The organism is Lautropia dentalis, assembly GCF_003892345.1.
Lineage (GTDB): Bacteria > Pseudomonadota > Gammaproteobacteria > Burkholderiales > Burkholderiaceae_E > Lautropia > Lautropia dentalis.
Window position 1 is genome coordinate 807,241 of record NZ_RRUE01000002.1, and the last position, 19,601, is coordinate 826,841.

Consider the following 19,601-nt stretch of genomic DNA (forward strand, 5'->3'; position numbering starts at 1 on the left):
CAGAAAACAGGGGTATTCGTTGCAACCTGTTGTTTTCTGGCGTTGCCAGCTTCATGGGAAGCCGCGACGCTTTAGCGGACGTGATTGATTTGTTTCGATACGGAACGGGCTGCTGTACCCGGGCCGTTCGGGCCACCCCGCAAGTTGTCCCAATTAACTCGGTGGCCACGCGGCAAATTATAGCGATGGTCATTCTTCCCGCCATGGCAATCGGTCACACCAGTCACATTTTCGTGCCATCCATGTGACTGGTGCGTGCGCCCCGGCGGAAGGCGCCGCTGTCATGACTGCATGTGTGTCTGGCTGGCCAAGAACGAACGCATCATGCACGACGGGTGACTGGACGTGGGGGCGGGCATGGGGCGGCTGCAGGGGCAGATGTGGGGCAGAGATGAGGCAGAGATGAGGCAGAGATGAGGCAGAGATGAGGCAGAGATGAGGCAGAGATGAGGCAGAGATGAGGCAGAGATGAGGCAGAGATGAGGGGCGGTCGTGTGGTCTGTGTCTGCCGCACCGGCCTGTGTCGCAGGCTGCACAATAGCCTGATGGCAACAGGGTTATTGGCGCGTATCATGGCCGTTCGCCTCACGCCAGATCCTCCCTGGCCGGGCAGGCGGTCTGCTGTGTGACCGGTGCCGTGCGGCCTGCCGGCTGGCGTTTACCATGGTCCTTGTGCCTGTGACTGGCGGAAAGGACGGGTGCCCGTGTATGCTTGCGGGCGGCGCGACGCTGCCCCGGCAGGCGCGGCCGGGATTTTGGGGTACAGGGTGGGGTACAAGGGCCTGGACGGGGGCTGTCCGGTCGGGCCTCGCCCGGCGCCCGCATCGAACAGTTCATCCGGCGGTGTCCGGCTCGATATGTCTGGAATTACAATCGTTACAAACTCCCGCACGGTATCCGTTCGCCCGCAGGGAAGGGCTGCGTCCCAGGGAAGGGCCGCCTGGCGGGAGAGGGCTGCTTTGCAGGGAAGAGCGGCTTTGGGCTGTCCCTGCCCGGGAAGGGGGCCGTTCGTCCCGAATCAGGAGGGTTGCTACCCGTGAATGTGTCGCGCTTGCTGCTGGCGCTGTTTCGCCGCATGTCGGGGCTGCCTTATGCGTGGCTGCGCCGGCTGGGCAATCTCGCGGGCGTGGTTCTCTATTACTGTGTGCCCCGGCGGCGCAACATTGCGCGCATCAATCTGCGGCTGTGCTTTCCGCAGATGAGCGACCGGGAGCGCGATGCGCTCATTCTGGCGCACTGCAAGTTCTTCGCGCGCAGCTTTCTGGACCGTTTCGTGCTGTGGTATCAGCCCATCGAGCGCATCCGCGAGATGGTGCAGATCGAGGATGCCCACTATTTCGAGGCGCACGCCGGCAAGGAGCCGATGATCCTGCTGGCCCCGCACTTCCTGGGCATGGATGCCGGCGGCTCGCGCCTGAGCATCGATCACACCATGTTCACCATGTTCGCCAACCAGAAGAACAAGGTGTTCAACGAGGAGATGCGCAAGGGGCGGGCCCGCTTCAGCGGCGCCATCGTGCTGTCACGGCAGGACGGGTTGCGCGGAGCCATCCGCAAGCTGCGCGAGGGGGTGCCCTTCTATTTTCTGCCCGACATGGACCTGGGGGCGCGCGATTCGGTGTTCGTGCCCTTTTTCGGCGTGAAGGCGGCGACGGTGACGTCGGTGGGGCGTCTGGCGCAGATGACCCGCGCGAAGGTGGTGCCCTGCGTGACGCTGATGACCGACACGGGCTATCGCACACGCTTCTATCCGGCCTGGGATGGTTATCCGGGCGACGATCTGGAGGCGGCCACGCGGCAGATGAACGCGTTCATCGAGGCGCGGGTGCTGGAGGCACCGGCACAGTATCTGTGGACGCACAAGCGCTTCAAGACCCGGCCGCCGGGCGAGCGGGACTATTACGGCCGGCTGCGTGATGTGGACCCGATGACCACTACGGACCTGGGTGGCGCGGAGACGGTGATCGCGGCCGATACAGCGGCCGATACGGAACAGGCTGGCCAGCAGCGGGCGGCAGGGGCGGCTGGAGAGACATCCGCAGGCGAGCGGATGGACACGCAGCCCGTGTCCGGCCAGGCCGTGCAGGCATCCACCGGAGAAGGTGCCGTCCGTCCGGCAGTGGGGATGCCGGCCGACGGAGCAGGGGAGCAGACCGGACCGGGCGGCGCCGTGCCGCGAGGGGGGCGGGCATGAAGCTGCAGGTGACCAAGATGCACGGCGCAGGCAATGACTTCGTCGTGATCGATGCCACCCGGGGAATGCCCGGGCTGACGCTTTCGCAGTGGCGCTGGCTGGCCGACCGCCATGTGGGCGTGGGGGCCGACCAGATCCTGATCGTCGAGCGGCCCACCGCGGCGCAGCAGCAGGCCGCCGGGCCGCAGGGGCTGGATTTCGTCTATCGCATCATCAATGCCGATGGCATCGAGGTGGAGCAGTGCGGCAACGGGGCGCGCTGCTTCGTGCGCTTCGTGACGGAGCAGGGACTGACGGAAAAGTCGCGCATCCGGGTGCTGACGAAGGGTGGGATCATCATGCCGGCGCTGATGCCCGATGGCGACGTGGAAGTGGACATGGGCGAGCCGTCCTTCGATCCGGCCACGCTGCCGTTTTCCACACGCGGACTGGTGCCGCGCGATGCCGGCCGGATGCAGCTCTGGCCGGTGGCGCTCGAAGAACCGTCGGGCGAGGTGACCACCCGTGAGCTGGCACTGGTGTCGATGGGCAATCCACATGCCGTGCAGGTGGTGGATGATGTGCAACAGGCGCCGGTGAAGGCCGAGGGGCGGCTGATCGAGCTGCATCCGCGCTTTCCGCAGCGGGTCAATGCCGGCTTCATGCAGGTGCTGTCGCGTACCGGCATTGCGCTGCGGGTGTTCGAGCGCGGGGCGGGCGAGACGATGGCCTGCGGGACGGGGGCCTGTGCGGCCGTTGTGGCTGGAATGCAACAGGGCCTGCTGGACAGTCGGGTACGTGTCCAGGTGCCGGGGGGAAGGCTTACCATCCGCTGGGAAGGGCCGGGCCATTCGGTGTTCCTGAGGGGGCCGGCCGTGACCGTGTTCCATACCGAAGTCGATGTGCCCGACGCCCCCGTGCTGTCCGGTGACATCTGACCGGATGGTGATTTGCAGGATTGCTCATGAGTTTGACCTCTGTGGAGGGGAACGCAGGCGGCGACGGGCGTGGTCGCCGCATGGCTGATCTGGACGCCGCGCAGGTGGCGGCCTGGCTGCAGCAGAACCCCGAATTTTTCGAGACGCACCGTGATCTGCTGAGCCAGATCCGGCTGCGGCATCCGCATGGCGGGCGCGCCATTTCGCTGATCGAACGCCAGGTGACGGTGCTGCGCGACAGCAACCGCATGCTGGAGAAGCGGGTGGCGGATTTTCTGCGCATCGGCCGAGACAACGACGCGCTGTCGATGAAGATGCAGGGGCTGGCCCATGCGTTGCTGGGTGAGCGCGAGCCGTCGCGGCTGCCCGGACTGCTGTGCGCGGGGCTCAGGCGCGGCTTCGATGTGCCCTTCGTGCTGGTGCGGCTGTGGGCCGATGTGAACCTGCCCGAAACCTCGCAGGGGCCGGTGTCGTCGCGGCTGCGGCAGTGGGCCGACCGGCTGGACCAGCCGTTCTGCGGGCCGGCCGAACAGCAGGACGAAATCGTGGCCTGGTTCCCCGACCGGGGGCAGGAGGTGGCCTCGCTGGCCGTGATGGCGCTGCGGGCCGGCAACGAGACGCAGAGTTTCGGGCTGCTGGTGATCGGCAGTCACGACCCCAACCGCTTCCAGAGCGGCATGGGCACGGTGGTGCTGGAGCAGCTGGCCGACATGGCCGGCGCCTCGCTGTCGCGGGCGCTGCCGGCGCGACAGGTGGCCTGAACGGCCATGAAACCGGCCGGGCGCATGGGGGCGCGTGCAGCGGCTTCCCACGGAGCGCAGACCAGGGCGGCGGCCCAGGGGCCTGCCGATCCATCCGTGTCTGCGTCCGTGTCCGGACGGGATGTGCCTTCGGCTGGGCTGCGCGCCGACGTGGTGGCCTGGCTGCAGCGGCTGCGCACCGAGCGCGGCTATTCGGCGCATACGCTGGCGGCGTACCAGCACGATCTGGAGGTGCTGCTGACCGGTCTGGCCGCTGCGCGTACCACGCGAGCGGGGGCCGGCGCGGCTTCGGGCAGCGGTCCGGTGTCGGGAACGGGTGAGGCCGCGCACGGTGCTAGTGTTGGTGTTGGTGCAGGGGCTGGTGTTGGTGCAGGAATGGGGGCCAGTGGTGTGGGGGCTGCTTCGGCCGACTGGTCGCAGGTGACCGAGGCCGACATCCGCCGGCTGGTGGCCGAGGGGGCGCGCAACGGGCTGTCGGCGGCCTCGCTGGGGCGGCGGCTGTCGGCCTGGCGCAGTTTTTTCGACGGGCTGGCCCTGCAGGGGCGGGTCCGGGCCAACCCGGTGCGGGGCGTGAAGGCACCCAAACGGCCCAAACGGCTGCCGAAGGCGCTGCCGGTGGACCAGGCGGTGCAACTGGTCGAGGGCGATGCCGATGCGGAACAGGCTTTCGTCAATGCCCGCGACCGGGCGATGGCCGAACTGCTGTATTCGAGCGGGCTGCGCCTGTCGGAGCTGACGGCGCTGGATCACTGTTGGTTGCAGGCATCATCGGGGGGCGACCCTTCGTCGGCCTGGTACGACCGTCCGGCGGCCGAGGTCCAGGTGCTGGGCAAGGGCGGCAAGCGGCGTACGGTGCCGGTGGGACGGGCTGCGCAGGCGGCGCTGGATCACTGGCTGGCGGTGCGGGCCGCGTGGTTGGCGGCACATCCGGCGGCCGATCAGGCGGCGCTGTTCCTGTCGTCGCGCGGGCAGCGGCTGGGCAACCGGGCGGTGCAGCTGCGGCTCGACCGGCTGGGGCTTGCGCGCGGGTTGCCGGTACACGTGCATCCGCACATGCTGCGGCATTCGTTTGCCAGTCACCTGCTGCAGTCGTCCGGCGACCTGCGGGCGGTGCAGGAGCTACTGGGCCACGCCAGCATTGGTACGACCCAGATCTATACGGCACTGGATTTTCAGCATCTGGCGGCTACCTACGACCGTGCCCATCCCCGGGCGAAACGGCGGGATGGATCTTGAAAAACGCCGCATTGCTCCCATGTCGATGCTCCGGTGATGCCCAGGATCATCGCGGACATGGGAGCGGCCTCCAGAACGGAATCGATGCTGCGGGCGTTTTCCCCGGACCATCACGGGCATGGAAGCGGCGCCTGCACGGGCCGTGCATGTTGCAGGTGCACATCCGGCCGGTGTCCGGGCGCATCCGTCGCAGTGTACGGGCGCGTGCTGCACGCCGCGTGTTAACGCATGTTGCAAGGGGCGCAGGAGGCGCCTTTTTGCGCGCAAGCTGTTGCCAATGTTCCGCCTGGCGATGGGCGTGCAAAATTAAGTTACTTGCTGGCGGCGCGGGAGCGCGTACAATCCGCGCTCCCTCGGAAAGGTCTGCGGTTTCATGCCCCCATGCGGGGGGTGCAATCGTTCAGATGTTTCCAGCATGCGGCCTGCCCGCAGAAGGTGTGACATGGCAAACGAGCTTATCCCTACCACCATCCTGACCGGCTTTCTGGGCAGCGGCAAGACCACGCTGCTGAACAAGATCCTGAAGGACGATCATGGCCTGAAAATCGCCGTCATCGAGAACGAATTCGGCGAAGAGGGCATCGACAACGACCTGCTGATGCAGGGCGACGAGCAGATCGTCGAGATGAACAACGGCTGCATCTGCTGCACCGTGCGGGGGGATCTGGTGCGCATCCTGCTGGACCTGAAGGCCCGGCGCGACGCAGGCGATATCCATTTCGACCGGGTGGTGATCGAGACCACCGGTCTGGCCGATCCCGGCCCCGTGGCCCAGACCTTCTTCATGGACGATGAAGTGGCGCAGAGCTACATGCTCGACGCCATCATCACCGTGGTGGATGCCCTGCACGGCAGCCAGCAGCTGGACGAGACGAAGGAGGCCCAGGCCCAGGTGGGCTTTGCCGACCGCATCCTGATCTCCAAGACGGATCTGGTCAACGACGAGACACTGGAAGCCCTGCGCAGGCGCCTGGTGCAGATGAACCCGCGCGCGCAGATCCTTCCCATCCAGTTCGGCAATGCCGACGTGAAGGAAGTGCTCGACATCAAGGGCTTCAACCTCAATGCCGTGCTGGAGGTGGACCCCGACTTCCTGGAGAGCGACGAGCACACGCACAGCGACGCCGTGTCGTCGTTCGTCTTCAAGTCCAAACGCCCGTTCGACGGCACCAAGCTGGAAGAATTCCTGGGCGGCATGATCCAGGTGTTCGGCCCCGACCTGCTGCGCTACAAGGGCGTGCTCTACATCAAGGGGACGCCGCGGCGCATGGTCTTCCAGGGCGTGCACATGATGATGGGCGCCGATCTGGGCCGCAAATGGGAGCCCAGCGAAAAACCATCCAGCAAGATGGTGTTCATTGGCCGCAACCTGCCGAAGGACACCTTCATTGCCGGGCTGAAGCAGTGTCTGGCCTGAACGCCGGGCGACAAGGAGCAACGATGATGACTGAACAGGAAGTCACCACCCCCATCCTGACCGAAGAGCAGATTCTGCAGATGCCCGAGTCGGACTACATGAACGATGCGCAGCTGGCGTTCTTCCGGGCCCGGCTCAGGCAGATGGAGGCCGACATCCGCAACAACGCGGGCGAGACCACCGAACATCTGCGCGAAACGGTCATCGTGCCGGACCCGGCCGACCGTGCCACCATCGAGGAAGAGCATGCGCTGGAGCTGCGCACGCGCGACCGTGAACGCAAGCTGCTGAAGAAGATCGAGCAGGCCCTGGCCACCATCGACAGTGGCGACTACGGCTACTGCGAGGAAACCGGCGACCCCATCGGCATTCCGCGTCTGCTGGCACGCCCCACGGCCACGCTGTCGCTGGAAGCCCAGCAGCGGCGCGAACTGCGCCAGAAACTGTACGGGGACTGAGCAGAATCGGCGTGGGCGTGGCCGGACAGGAAGGGGGGCATGTCTGGCCGGTCTGGCCCACATGGGCGGCAGGCTGGCTGAAGAACCGATGCATTACCAGCCGGACGTGTCGTCCATCAGATGCCCCACCGGACAGACCCGTCGGCATGCGGATGCCTGGTCTGTCGCAAAAAAACCAGCGTGATGTCCGCTGTGGGGCATCGCGCACAGAAAATGGGGCGCAAGCCCCTTTTTTGTTTCCACCGGAAGGCGACGAAAGGCGCTCATGTGTCGCCCGGCGGTGGTTTGGTGCCTGGTCCGGCAGGGCTTCTGCTGGCTGGATACTATCGGCCGACTGGCGGGGCGTGGACCAGGTGGCCGAAAAGTCGCCCGGTGCTACACTGAAAATCGAAGGCCAGTCAGGGGGCATACGTCCGTGGGATTCTTTTCTTCTTTGTTCGGCAGGAAAAAAAACCGGAACCAGAGCGAAGCCGCTCCGGCACCGGAGGCTGCCAATGGGCTGAGTGCCCGTGAAATTGCTGAACTCACCGCCAGAAAGATCGATGAAATCGAATCGGAAATGGTGCGTGAGGGTGTGTCGGTAGCCAATCCGGCGGCGCAGGCGACGGCAAAGCCGGCCGCGGCACCCGCCCAGGCGCAGCCCGAGCCGGCAGCCGCCGTGGCAGCCGGTGGCGGTGCGACCGACAACGGCGACCGGCCGACCGTGGTGGCGCGGCCGCCGCGCGAGGGAGCCATCGAAATCCAGAGTTCCGGCCTGCTGCCGGTGCTGGAAGAGGTGTCGGTGCTGTTTGCCAACGGCCAGGTGGCCGAGGCGACACAGAACCTCAAGCATGCCATCGAACAGAAACAGCTGGGCGATCACACCCGGCTGGGCTGGAAAATGCTGCTGGAGCTGTATCAGGCCAGCGGGCAGCGCACCGAATTCGAAAACCTGGCCGTCGAATATGCCTCGCTCTTCCTGCTGTCGCCACCGGCGTGGGTGGATGAGCTGGTGGTCGAGCCGCAGGAAGACAGCCCGGCGCAGCTGTCGTCCACTGTGCTGTTCCCGCCGCTGATCGATGCCCAGGTGGTGAAGCAGACCGAGCAGATGACGCGGGCCATTCAGCGCAAGCGCCAGCTGCGGGTGGATTTCAGCCGCGTCACCAGCATCGACATGATCGGTGCCGACCTGCTGCTGCGCACCTTCCGCGATTTTCGCAGGGCGCGCTACGAGCTGACCATCTGTGGCGTGGAGGCGCTGGAAAAGGCGCTGGCACCGATGACCGAAAGTGGTCGCCGCGATCCGGACGAGCACTGCTGGCAGCTGCGCCTGATGGCGCTGCGCATGCTGGGCCGCCAGCAGGAGTTCGAGGATCTGGCCATCGAATACTGCGTGACCTACGAGGTGTCGCCGCCGTCGTGGGAGCCGCTGCCCGATTCGCTCAAGGTGGTGCTGCCCGACAGCCAGCCGGAAGAAGAGGGGCCGGAGACGCAGGCGCCGTATGTGGGCGAGACCTTCGTCCTGTCGGGCGTCCTGGCCGGTCGTGCCGAATCGATGTTCCGCCGGCTGCGTGCCTGGGCCGAGGAGCGCCGCGAGGTGACGCTGGACTGCCGCCAGCTGGTGCGCATCGATTTTGCCTGCGCCAGCGAGCTGCTCAACGAGGTGGTGGCCCTGCAGGGCCATGGCAAACCGGTGACCATCCGCCAGCCCAGCTACCTGGTGGCTTATTTGATGATCGTGATGGGTCTGGGCGACCTGGCGGAGCTGCAGCTGCGGCACGCCTGATGGCCGGGGCTGGCTGTGGCCGGCCCTGTTCCGGATCTCCGTTGGCCTTCCCGGCCCCTCGACCCCGGCTTCGTCCGGGGTTTTTCGTTTTGTGCGTTGCCGCCCGGTGTGCTGGTGGCCCGTGTAATGCTGCTGTGCCGTGCCGTGTGCGGTGTGCGGTGTGGGGCATCGGGGCAGGAGGCATGGCCGTCGGCCATTGAAAACCCTGCGCCTTCCCCCATATGTCATGAAACCGCCGGTGCCAGCCGGTACCGGTTTCCCGGAAGATCGGCAGGGTCTACTGCACAGGCCGTCCATGGTGCTGGTGCGGGTTTTCCCCAGAAGGTCCGGGGCGTCTGCCCGGGCAGGGCCCGACATGGGCCTGCCTGCAGACGGCCTCCGTATCGCCGGCGGGTCTTCCTTCTTTTCGGGACCATCATGACAACTATCGTATCCGTGAGACGGGGCGACCAGGTCGCCCTCGGGGGTGATGGACAGGTCACCCTGGGCAACATCGTCGTCAAGGGCTCGGCCCGCAAGGTGCGGCGTCTGGGTGGCAACAAGGTGCTGGCCGGTTTTGCTGGCGGCACGGCCGATGCCTTCACGCTGTTCGACCGCTTCGAGGCGCAGCTGGAGCGTTATCCGGCCAACCTGATGAAGGCTGCCGTGGAGCTGGCCAAGGAATGGCGCACCGACCGCGTGCTGCGCCGCCTGGAGGCCATGCTGGCCGTGGCCGACAGGAACCACTCCCTCATCATCACCGGCAATGGCGATGTGCTGGAGCCGGAACATGGCCTGGTGGCCATTGGTTCGGGCGGTGCCTACGCCCAGTCGGCAGCGCTGGCGCTGCTGGAAAACACCGAGCTGTCGCCGGAAGAAATCGTGAGGAAATCGCTGACCATTGCCGGCGATCTCTGCATCTACACCAACCAGAATCACACCATCGAGACGCTATGAGCCAAATGACGCCACAGGAGATCGTCTCCGAACTGGACAAGCACATCATCGGCCAGGACAAGGCCAAGCGCGCCGTGGCCATTGCGCTGCGCAACCGCTGGCGCCGCCAGCAGGTGCCCGAGCCGCTGCGCCACGAGATCGTGCCGAAGAACATTCTGATGATCGGGCCGACCGGGGTGGGCAAGACGGAAATCGCCCGCCGGCTGGCACGCCTGGCCAATGCGCCGTTCATCAAGATCGAGGCCACGAAGTTCACCGAGGTGGGCTATGTGGGCAAGGATGTGGATTCCATCATCCGCGACCTGGTGGAAAACGCCATCAAGGAAGAGCGCGACCGCGCCAAGCGCAAGGTCGATGCACGTGCCCGCGATCTGGCCGAGGAACGGGTGCTGGATGCGCTGCTGCCGTCGTCGGCGCACGAGCGTGACACATCGGCGTACCGCGATCTGGAAAAACCCATTTCCACCGCCGACGATTCGGTGGCCCGCCAGAAATTCCGCAAGCGCCTGCGCGAGGGCGATCTGGACGACAAGGAAATCGAAATCGAGATCTCGCAGCCGATGCCGAACATCGGTTTCATGGGGCCGGCCGGCATGGAGGAATTCACCAGCCAGCTTCAGGGGATGATGCAGAACATGCCCGGCAAGATGAAGCCGCGCAAGCTGCGCATTGCCGACGCCATGAAGCTGCTGATCGACGAAGAGGCCGGCAAGCTGGTCAACGACGAGGAAGTGAAGGCTCAGGCGCTGTCGAACGTGGAGCAGAACGGTATCGTGTTCCTCGACGAGATCGACAAGATTGCCGTACGCAATGGCGTGCAGGGTGGAGACGTGTCGCGCCAGGGCGTGCAGCGTGACCTGCTGCCGCTGGTGGAAGGCACGGCGGTGAACACGCGCCACGGCTCGGTGAAGACCGATCACATCCTGTTCATTGCATCCGGGGCATTCCATCTGTCCAAGCCGTCCGACCTGGTGCCCGAGCTGCAGGGGCGCTTCCCGATCCGCGTGGAGCTGAGTTCGCTGTCGGTGGAGGATTTCCGGCGCATCCTGACGGAAACCGATGCCAGCCTGACCAAGCAGTATCAGGCACTGCTGGGCACCGAGGGCGTGACGCTGGATTTCCGCGACGATGGCATCCAGAAGCTGGCCGAAACAGCCTTTCGGGTGAACGAGGGTACCGAGAACATCGGCGCCCGTCGTCTGCAGACGGTGATGGAGCGGCTGCTGGAAGAGCTGTCGTACCAGGGCGACCGTCGCTCGGGCGAGACGGTGGTGGTTGATGCCGCCTTCGTCGAGGAACGGCTGGGTGACATCGCCCGCGATGAGGATCTGTCGCGGTATGTGTTGTGACATATAGCCGCAGCACGGTGTAGCCCCTCCGGGCTGCAGGGTAGGAGCGGGGATGCGTCATGTCCCCCAACACAGGGAGGCTTTCGTTTCGGCGAAGTCTCCTTTTTTGTGCCGCCGCACGATCTCATTGCCGGGTTCATGACACGCTCTGAAGCATCGTGCCGTTGTCGGGCAGCCGCAGTGCCGTGTTGCGGTGCTGCCGTTTCCGGGCGCTCATGGTTGCCGCTGATGGTCGTTTCGCTGTCCGTCTGGCTGAAATCGGCTCGCTGTGACTTTTTTGCTTGCGCAGAATGCCTCGTGACGTGAGGTTCGGTCGGGGTGGTGTCATGCCCCTGGCTGGCTAACCGGTGCAGGGGCTGTGCTCACCTGGCAGTAGAGCGCCTGCGCCATTTCATAACACGCTCTAAAGGATCATTTGGGCGAATGAAGGCAGCGGCGCAGCGTACGGGGGGGTCGGGCAGCGGGTTCATGCGTGCCCTGGCTGTGCTGGGCATCGTGGCCCTGCTGGCGGCGCCGACCGCCTATTTTCATTTTTACTGGCAGCAGGTCGAGGGCGAGATGCTCGACCGCGTGCAGGCCGATGCACAGTTTCTGGCCGTGGGTGTCCGTCATCACGCGGACGATGCCAATAATGGCACTGCGACCGTGCCAGCACGCGCCACTGCCCCAAGCGCCGATACCGCACTGGCCATCCGCCAGCTGATGCACCGCCTGCCGGTCCCTGAATTCGAAGGGCGGCGCGTGCTGCGCGATGCCACCGGTCGTGTACTGGCACAGACCGGTGCACCACTGCCGGGGCCGGTGTTTTCGGTGACGGTGCCCTGGCGGGATGCCACGGGGGCCATGGGCGAGCTGGAAATGACCCGCAGCAGCAGGTCGGTGTTGTGGCACATGCTGGGTGTGGGTTCGCTGGTGCTGGTGCTGGGGGCGCTGATTGCGCTGGTGACGGTGCAGGGCGCCCGGCGCTCGCGCGGCCGTCCGGAAGGTTTTGGCGACCGCGACGGTGCCACGGGTGTGCTGGCCCGGCAGGGCGTGCTGGCGCGTGATGCCTTCATGGACAGTGTGCGCGAGGCCATCGAACGCTCCGGCCGCGACGGTACCGAATGCACGCTGTTCCATCTGGACCTGGATCACTTCAAGATGATCAACGGGGCGGTGGGGCAGACCTATGCCGACCTGCTGCTGGAGCAGGTGGCCCGCGTGGTGCGCCGGCGTATCGACGAGATGGCCGAACAGGTGGGGCTGCCGCCCGTGGTGATGGGAGCGCCCGGTGGTGATGTGCTGCTGCTGCTGGTGGAGGCGCTGCCGAAGTCTGCACAGGTGACGGAAGCCTTTGCGCGCGGCGTGCTGGATGCGCTGGGCAGCACCTTCGAGGTGGGGCCGTACCAGCTGTATCTGACGGCCAGTGTGGGCGTGAGCCACCGGGCCGGCCGGGCACTGAGCGCCGAAAAGCTGGTGCGCGAGGCCGAGCTGGCCAAGATCTTTGCCAAGAACCAGGGCTGCGGCAGCTACGCCATCCACGACCAGAACATGGATGCAGAGGCCGAGCAGCGCAGCGAGATGGGGCAGGCGCTGCGGCAGGCGCTGCTCAATGACGAATTCGTGCTGTACTACCAGCCGAAGGTGCACATGGTGACGGGGGCGGTGACTGGTGTGGAGGCCCTGCTGCGCTGGCAGCCCGAGGGCAAGCCGCTGGTGATGCCCGACCGTTTCATCCCGGTGCTGGAAGAGACCGGGCTGATCGTGCAGGCGGGTGCCTGGGTGCTGCAGGAGGCCTGCCGGCAGCTGATGGTCTGGCGCAGCCATGGCATGCCGCCGATTGGTGTGGCGGTCAACGTGTCCGCCCGGCAGTTGCAGAGTCCCGGCTTCGTGGAGCTGGTCGAGCGGGTGCTGAAGGAGACCCGGCTGGAGCCACGCTGGCTGGAGCTGGAGCTGACCGAGACGATCTTCGTGGACAATGCGTCCGACAACGTGCGCGTGCTGCGCCGGCTGGCGGACCTGGGCGTGAGCCTGGCCATCGACGATTTCGGTACCGGCCATTCGTCGCTGAGCTATCTGAGCAACTTCAGCCCGCGCACGCTCAAGATCGACCGCTCCTTCCTGTCGGAGGCGGAGGATGGGTCGGACAACGTGGTGATCGCCCGCGCCATCATCGCCCTGGGCCACGGCATGGGGCTGAACGTGGTGGCCGAGGGGGTGGAAACCGAGGCGCAGGCCGACTTCCTGCGCGGCTACGGCTGCGACCAGATGCAGGGCTTTCTGCTGTCGCGCCCGCAGCCGGCCGAACGCATGGAGCAGTGGCTGCGGGCACGCATCCAGAGCCAGCAGAGCCTGGAGGAGGCCCGGCGGGCGGCCGTGTTCTGAAGGGCGTTGCGCGGAACCGTTATCATCGCTGCATGCCCTTCAGGGCACTGCAGGAGACGCGATGAACACCGACAGCCTGACGCCCGGCCTGAAGGCCGAGATCCTTTCCGAGGCACTACCCTATCTCCGCCGCTTTCATGGCAAGACGGTGGTGATCAAGTACGGCGGCAATGCCATGACCGACGAGCGCCTCAAGCGCAGCTTTGCCCACGACGTGGTGATGCTCAAGCTGGTGGGCATCAATCCGGTGGTGGTGCACGGGGGTGGCCCGCAGATCGAGAGCGCGCTGTCGCGGCTGGGCAAGCAGGGCACCTTCATCCAGGGTATGCGGGTGACGGACGACGACACCATGTCGGTGGTCGAGATGGTGCTGGCCGGCCAGGTGAACAAGGAAATCGTCGAGCTGATCAACACGGCCGGTGGCCAGGCCGTGGGGCTGACCGGACAGGACGGCAACCTGATCCGGGCGCGCAAGCTGCTGCTGCCCGACCGCGAGAAGCCGGGCCAGACCATCGACATCGGGCTGGTGGGTGACATCGAGCACTGCGATCCGGCCATTCTGCGCACGCTCACCGGGCACCGTTTCATTCCGGTGGTGGCACCGATCGGCTCCGGATCCGATGGCCAGACCTACAACATCAACGCCGATGTGGTGGCCGGCAAGATCGCCGAGGTGCTGCAGGCCGAGAAGCTGGTGCTGCTCACCAACACCGCCGGGGTGCTGGACCGCGAGGGGCGGCTGCTGACCGGACTGAGCGCCCGCCAGGTGGATGCGCTGTTTGCCGACGGCACGATTTCGGGCGGCATGCTGCCCAAGATTTCATCGGCGCTGGATGCGGCACGTGCGGGCGTGAATGCCGTGCACATCATCGACGGCCGGGTGGACCACTGCCTGCTGCTGGAGCTGCTGACCGATCAGGGGGTGGGCACGATGATCAGCAGCAGCTGACTGAGTTCCATGACACACCCCGTCGTCAGCACACGGCCGGGGCCTGCGCGGGGATGAATGAGTCCCTGACAGGCACCGGGGTTTGTATCGGTCCTGCAACGGCGCGTCCCGATCTGCCGGGCCGGGACACCGATACCGGCCCGCCGTGCTCCGAATGGCTGCCGGTCGCGCTGCCGGCCGGCTACAATGCAGGGCAGATTGCATCTGCCGGCCATGCACCCGTCCCGCACCTGTTGCCCGCAGTGCCTGCCGGCATCACCGTAACCTCGTTCACCACCCTCGCGACGCTTCAGGGCCGTGGCCCGCTGCACTCTCTGACTGCGCATGACTGATCCCGCCAATCCCTTCCTTTCCGCCTCTTCCCACGCAGGCCAGCCCGCGGTGGCAGGTGCGGTTGCGGGCGTGCCGGGCGCAGTGGTCGCGCCGGCCTCCTTCCCGGCACAGGGGGCGGCCGCGCAGGGAGCTGTTGCACAGGGCACGACTGCGCAGGGCACGACTGCGCAGGGTGCAGCCGCGCAGGGCGCAGTGACTCACGGGCCGGTTGCACAGGACGCCACCGCGCAGGGTGCAGTCGCGCAAGGGCCGGCTGCACAGGGGACGGCTGCGTCGGAGGCTGCTGCGTCGGGAGCCGCGGCGCCGGAGGCCGGGGCTGAGCGTCCGCGCCGCAAGCGGCCCAGGCCGGGCGAGCGCCGGCTGCAGATCCTGCAGGCCCTGGCCGGGATGCTGGAGCAGCCCCAGGGCGAACGGGTGACCACGGCGGCCCTGGCCGCGCGGCTGCAAGTGTCGGAGGCGGCGCTGTACCGCCACTTTGCCAGCAAGGCGCAGATGTTCGAGGGGCTGATCGAGTTCATCGAGTCCACCCTGTTCGGGCTGATCAACCAGATCACCCGCGACGAAGAGGACGCCCTCAGCCAGATCCAGCAGATCCTCAACCTGCTGCTGACCTTCTCCGAGCGCAACCCGGGCATGACCCGCGTGCTGGTGGGCGATGCGCTCATCAACGAGGACGACCGGCTGCAGGTGCGCATCAACCAGCTGCTCGACCGGCTGGAACTGTCGCTCAAGCAGTGCTTCCGCACCGCCATGGTGCAGGAGCACCTGCCTCCCGATACCGATGCCGGCGCCCGTGCCGACCTGCTGCTGTCCTATGTGCTGGGTCGCTGGATCCGCTATGCCAAGGGGGGGTTCAGGCGCATGCCCACCGAAAATGCCGCCATCCAGATCGGGTTCTTTGTGGGTTGACGCCGGTACCGGCCTGCGGTGAACTTCTGCCGGTACCCGCCGGTACATGACGGTGTCTGCCGGTACATGACGCCCCATCGGCACGCGGCCGGAACCTGCACGCGGGGCAGACCGGTCCATGGCACATACGGGCTCCTGTATCGTTGGGTGCAGGCCATCCTTCATGACGAATGGCTCATGGTGTGTGGGCCGGGCATCCCCCTTTGTGGGAAAACGTGGGGCGTCCTGTGAAGGTGCATGCCTTCGGCTTACGTGACGGGCAGGACTGCGAATATTTTCCGCAGATCCGTGCCACTTGTTTGCATTGACGCTCGATGCCGTTATGACAAGATAAATTTATTTAATTGTCAGGTGATATTGTAAATACGCGTTGGTCTTTGTGATCGTTTTTCTTGATTATCTGTCGGTGCTTTCTACATGTGCCGATAGACTGACCGTTCCCTTTGAACTCAAGTGACGGTTTGCCCTATGCCTTTCGATCTGGATGACCGCCGGACGCGTGTGCCTGCGCCGCGTGCCGGCCTGCGACCCCTGGCTGCCTTTCTGGCGGCGCTGATGCTGCCCGTGGGCATTGGCCTGGCCTCGGGCGCCCTGGCGGCGGCATCCAGGGATGCATCGTCCGACAGTGCCGACGCCGAAAGTACCGGAAGTACCGGAAGTACCGAAGGCCAGGGCCAGCAGAACACCCAGGCCACCGAGCAGGGGGGCAGCGCGGCTGCGGGCGGCGCTGCCGCCGATCCCACGCCGGCGGCCCCCGATGCGGCCCAGCTGCAGGCGGCCGGCTTTGCCGATCATGGCGTGCCCACCCAGGTGGCACAGACGCGCGGCATCGTATCGACCACCGGTCCCGCGGGCGAGGATGTGGTGCTGACCTGGCTGCAGGACTGGCGCGGCGGTTTTTCGCTGATGATGGTCAACGCAACCACCGGAGCCACCGAACAGTTCCAGACCCCGTTCGACCCGAATGGCGATGAACCGGCGGCCGTCTACCTGTCATCGAAGAACCGCTTCTATACGCTGTTCAACAACTACTTCATCGAATTCGACGTGGCAACGAAGCGCTTCAGCTTCGTCGGCCAGACCCAGGGCAAGACGGCCATGAGCCTGACGGAGGATGGGGGCGGGCGCATCTGGGCGGCCACCTATCCGAACAACCAGCTGGTGGCCTACACGCCGGACAGTGGCGCCGTGGAAGAGTACGGCGCCGTGGCCAATGAATCGTGGGCGCAGTATCCGCGCTCCATTGCCGTGGACCAGCAGGGCTGGGTGTATGTGGGTACCGGCATGGCGGCCTCGCAGATCTATGCCTTCAACCCGACCTCCCGTACCGCGCAGCCGCTGATCCCGACGCCCCAGCGCATTTCGGGGCAGGCCGTGGTGACGCAGGCCGACACCAATGTGGTGTATGGCAGCAATGGCAATGGCCGCTACATCCTGTCCAATGGCAAGGCTACCGGCCTCGGCCCCAATGACAAGACGGCCGCGTCCAGCCTGAAGACGGGCGCACAGAACCTGACCGACCGCAACTTCCCGTCGGGCCGCCGGCTGGTGGACATCGACATGCACACGCGCCGGCTGGTCACCCGTTCGCCGGATGGCCAGAACCAGGAGGTGGCCTTCGATTACACCACCGAAGGGGCGTCGCTGACCTTCGTCTGCACGATGGAAGACGGTACCGTCTGTGGTGGCACCCGCTTTCCGATGCATACCTTCATGCTGCCTGCAGCGCAAGGCAGCACCTTCGACAGCAAGCGGGTGAACCGCCAGCCCAACGTGATGGTGCCGGTGGGCAAGCGGCTCTACGTGGGCGCCTATCCGGATGGCGAGCTGCTGCAGGAGAAGAACGACGGCCAGAACGAATACAACGACGTGCTGCAGGCCAATCCGTCGATCAACCGGCCGCATGCGCTGCTGGCCCAGCGCTCAGGTGCGCTGATGGTCATGGCGGGGACGCCCGAGTACGGCATGACCGGCGGGGGCATGGTGTTCTGGAACCGCATCAACGGCGACCGGGCCGCCATCGACCACACCCAGCTGATTCCCGACCATTCGGTGCAGGCACTGATCGAGCTGCCCAACGGCACCCTGCTGGGGGGCACCACGGTCAAGCCCGGTACCGGCGGCGTGACCAAGGGCGGAGACTCGGGCGAGCTGTTCCTGATGGACCCGAACACCCATCAGGTGAGCTGGCACGGCGCACCGGTCAAGGGCGCGCGGACCATCACCGACCTGGTGGTGGCACCGGATGGCCTGGTCTACGGCATAGCCGACAGCGTGGACCTGTTTGCCTTCAACCCGGAAACGCATCAGGTGGTCTCGGCGAAGAACTTCAGCCGTCAGCTGGGTACGGCGGCGGTGTTTGCCCAGGGCACGCGCGCCTTCGTGAAGACGGCGGGCGCGGGCGGTGCCGAGACCGTCTATGTGCTGCTCCACGACGGCATTGCCCGGCTGGATACCGCCTCCCATACGCTGGCACGGGTGGTGCAGTCGCCGATGCGCATCACCGTGGGGGGCGCCGCTGCCAACGGCCGGATCTACTTCGGTTCCAACAACCACCTCTACAGCTGGCAGATCCAGTAGAGCGCAGCAGAACCCGCCACCTGCGGGGCCTCGGTGGCCCTGCACCGTCAGACCCGGCCCAGGGCCTCTTGCCCGGCCGGGTTGTGCCGTTCGTCCGGGTCCGGATACACGATTGATACATTCATTATTCATAATAATGAATCACATTTAATGTCACGAAACCTGTTGTATCAGGACAACAATACCCAAGTGACTGTTTTTTTGGGAAAAGAGCTGTCATAGTTGGCACAGCGACCGGATATTTGGTTGACGCGACGGACAGGGCGGCTATATTCATGGCGATCCTTCCCCGTTTGCGAGAGACGTTACAAATGTCCAAGACGCGCATTTTTTCGGTTGTCGGTGCCCGGCCCCAGTTCGTCAAGGCGGCCATCGTCAGCCAGGCCCTGGAAAAGTATCCGGATGTCGAACACTGCATCGTGCACACCGGCCAGCACTACGACCAGAACATGTCCGATGTGTTCTTCCAGGAGCTGGGCATGCCGGCGCCCGCCTTCAACCTGCACATCGGCGGTGGTGGCCACGGCGCCATGACGGGCCGCCAGCTCGAAGCGCTGGAAAAGCTCTATCTGGAAGAGAAGCCCGATGTGGTGGTGGTCTACGGTGACACCAACAGCACGCTGGCCGGTGCGCTGGCCGCCGCCAAAATCCATATCCCGCTGGCCCACGTCGAGGCCGGCCTGCGTTCGTTCAACCGCATGCCGGAAGAAATCAACCGCGTGCTGACTGACCACATCACCGACGTGCACTTCTCGGTCACCGACGTGTCCACGGCCAACCTGGCGCGCGAGGGCATCACCGGCGACCGCGTCGAGCAGCCCGGCGACGTGATGTACGACTGCGCCCTGCAGATGGCCAAAGTGGCCGAGCAGAAATCGAAGGCGCTGGAAACCTTCGGGGTGGAACCCGGCAAGTTCGTGCTGTGTACCGTGCACCGCGCCGCCAACACCGACGACCCCAAACGCCTGCGCGTGCTGATGGAGGGCCTGGACCTGCTGGCCGAAAAACTGCCGGTCATCCTGCCGCTGCATCCGCGTACCCGCCAGCACGTGGATGCCCTGGGCTTCAAGCCGAAGTCGGCCAACTTCAAGATCGTCGAGCCCATCGGCTACATCGACATCGTGCGTCTGGAGCGCGCGGCCGGCGTGATCGTCACCGACTCGGGGGGCGTGCAGCGCGAGGCCTTCTTCCACAAGGTGCCGTGCGTCACCTTCCGCGACGAAACTGAGTGGACCGAGCTGGTCGATTCCGGCTGGAACACCCTGGCCCCGCTGGAAGACCCGAAAGCCTTTGCCGAGCTGTGCGCCTCGCGCGTGGGTACCCGCGGCGATGCCCGCGAACACTACGGCAACGGCGATGCCGGCGAGAAGATCGCGGCCACGCTGGTCAAGATGCCGCAGATGACCTTCAAGCGCTGATCTTTTTCGAGGGCG

General features: G+C 65.7%; 14 protein-coding genes. All 14 read left to right on the plus strand.

Annotated elements, in window-relative coordinates; genetic code table 11:
- Positions 1 to 1,036: 1,036 nt before the first annotated feature.
- The 14 genes from EHV23_RS11330 to wecB all read left to right on the plus strand — a co-directional run bounded on the left by EHV23_RS11330 (position 1,037) and on the right by wecB (position 19,586).
- Positions 1,037 to 2,194 (plus strand): lysophospholipid acyltransferase family protein, encoded by a 1,158-nt coding sequence (locus tag EHV23_RS11330; RefSeq protein WP_238990434.1) that lies wholly within the window; start codon positions 1,037 to 1,039, stop codon positions 2,192 to 2,194.
- Entirely contained in the window at positions 2,191 to 3,111 is a 921-nt protein-coding gene (dapF, locus tag EHV23_RS11335) for a diaminopimelate epimerase (RefSeq protein ID WP_125096172.1), read from the plus strand. The genes EHV23_RS11330 and dapF overlap by 4 nt, the downstream gene beginning before the upstream one ends.
- 26 nt (positions 3,112 to 3,137) lie before the next feature.
- The gene (locus EHV23_RS11340; RefSeq protein ID WP_125096173.1) at positions 3,138 to 3,872 is read left to right on the plus strand and encodes a DUF484 family protein; all 735 of its coding nucleotides are present in this window, start codon (positions 3,138 to 3,140) and stop codon (positions 3,870 to 3,872) included.
- A gap of 6 nt (positions 3,873 to 3,878) precedes the next feature.
- A complete protein-coding gene (locus tag EHV23_RS11345) occupies positions 3,879 to 5,108 on the plus strand; it encodes a tyrosine recombinase XerC (RefSeq protein WP_125096174.1) in 1,230 nt (409 codons plus the stop codon).
- Positions 5,109 to 5,550: 442 nt separating this feature from the next.
- Positions 5,551 to 6,525, plus strand: coding sequence for a CobW family GTP-binding protein (locus tag EHV23_RS11350; protein WP_125096175.1), 975 nt, complete (start codon positions 5,551 to 5,553; stop codon positions 6,523 to 6,525).
- 23 nt (positions 6,526 to 6,548) lie between these two features.
- Entirely contained in the window at positions 6,549 to 6,983 is a 435-nt protein-coding gene (gene dksA, locus EHV23_RS11355) for an RNA polymerase-binding protein DksA (RefSeq protein ID WP_125096176.1), read from the plus strand.
- 415 nt (positions 6,984 to 7,398) lie between these two features.
- Complete coding sequence (locus EHV23_RS11360; RefSeq protein WP_125096177.1) at positions 7,399 to 8,748, plus strand: STAS domain-containing protein; 1,350 nt, start codon at positions 7,399 to 7,401, stop codon at positions 8,746 to 8,748.
- Between the two features lie 417 nt (positions 8,749 to 9,165).
- Positions 9,166 to 9,684, plus strand: a complete 519-nt coding sequence (hslV, locus tag EHV23_RS11365) for an ATP-dependent protease subunit HslV (protein WP_125096178.1) — start codon at positions 9,166 to 9,168, stop codon at positions 9,682 to 9,684.
- A complete protein-coding gene (hslU, locus tag EHV23_RS11370) occupies positions 9,681 to 11,033 on the plus strand; it encodes an ATP-dependent protease ATPase subunit HslU (RefSeq protein WP_125096179.1) in 1,353 nt (450 codons plus the stop codon). The genes hslV and hslU overlap by 4 nt, the downstream gene beginning before the upstream one ends.
- Before the next feature lie 468 nt (positions 11,034 to 11,501).
- Positions 11,502 to 13,397 (plus strand): putative bifunctional diguanylate cyclase/phosphodiesterase, encoded by a 1,896-nt coding sequence (locus EHV23_RS11375; protein WP_158615947.1) that lies wholly within the window; start codon positions 11,502 to 11,504, stop codon positions 13,395 to 13,397.
- A 61-nt stretch (positions 13,398 to 13,458) separates the two neighbouring features.
- Positions 13,459 to 14,346 (plus strand): acetylglutamate kinase, encoded by an 888-nt coding sequence (gene argB, locus EHV23_RS11380; protein WP_125096181.1) that lies wholly within the window; start codon positions 13,459 to 13,461, stop codon positions 14,344 to 14,346.
- Between the two features lie 525 nt (positions 14,347 to 14,871).
- Entirely contained in the window at positions 14,872 to 15,588 is a 717-nt protein-coding gene (gene slmA / locus EHV23_RS16170; protein ID WP_125096842.1) for a nucleoid occlusion factor SlmA, read from the plus strand.
- A 468-nt stretch (positions 15,589 to 16,056) separates the two neighbouring features.
- On the plus strand, positions 16,057 to 18,168 hold the full coding sequence (locus EHV23_RS11390; protein WP_125096182.1) for an NHL repeat-containing protein: 2,112 nt from the start codon (positions 16,057 to 16,059) through the stop codon (positions 18,166 to 18,168).
- A gap of 311 nt (positions 18,169 to 18,479) precedes the next feature.
- Positions 18,480 to 19,586, plus strand: a complete 1,107-nt coding sequence (gene wecB / locus EHV23_RS11395; protein WP_125096183.1) for a non-hydrolyzing UDP-N-acetylglucosamine 2-epimerase — start codon at positions 18,480 to 18,482, stop codon at positions 19,584 to 19,586.
- The last annotated feature ends 15 nt before the right edge of the window (positions 19,587 to 19,601 follow it).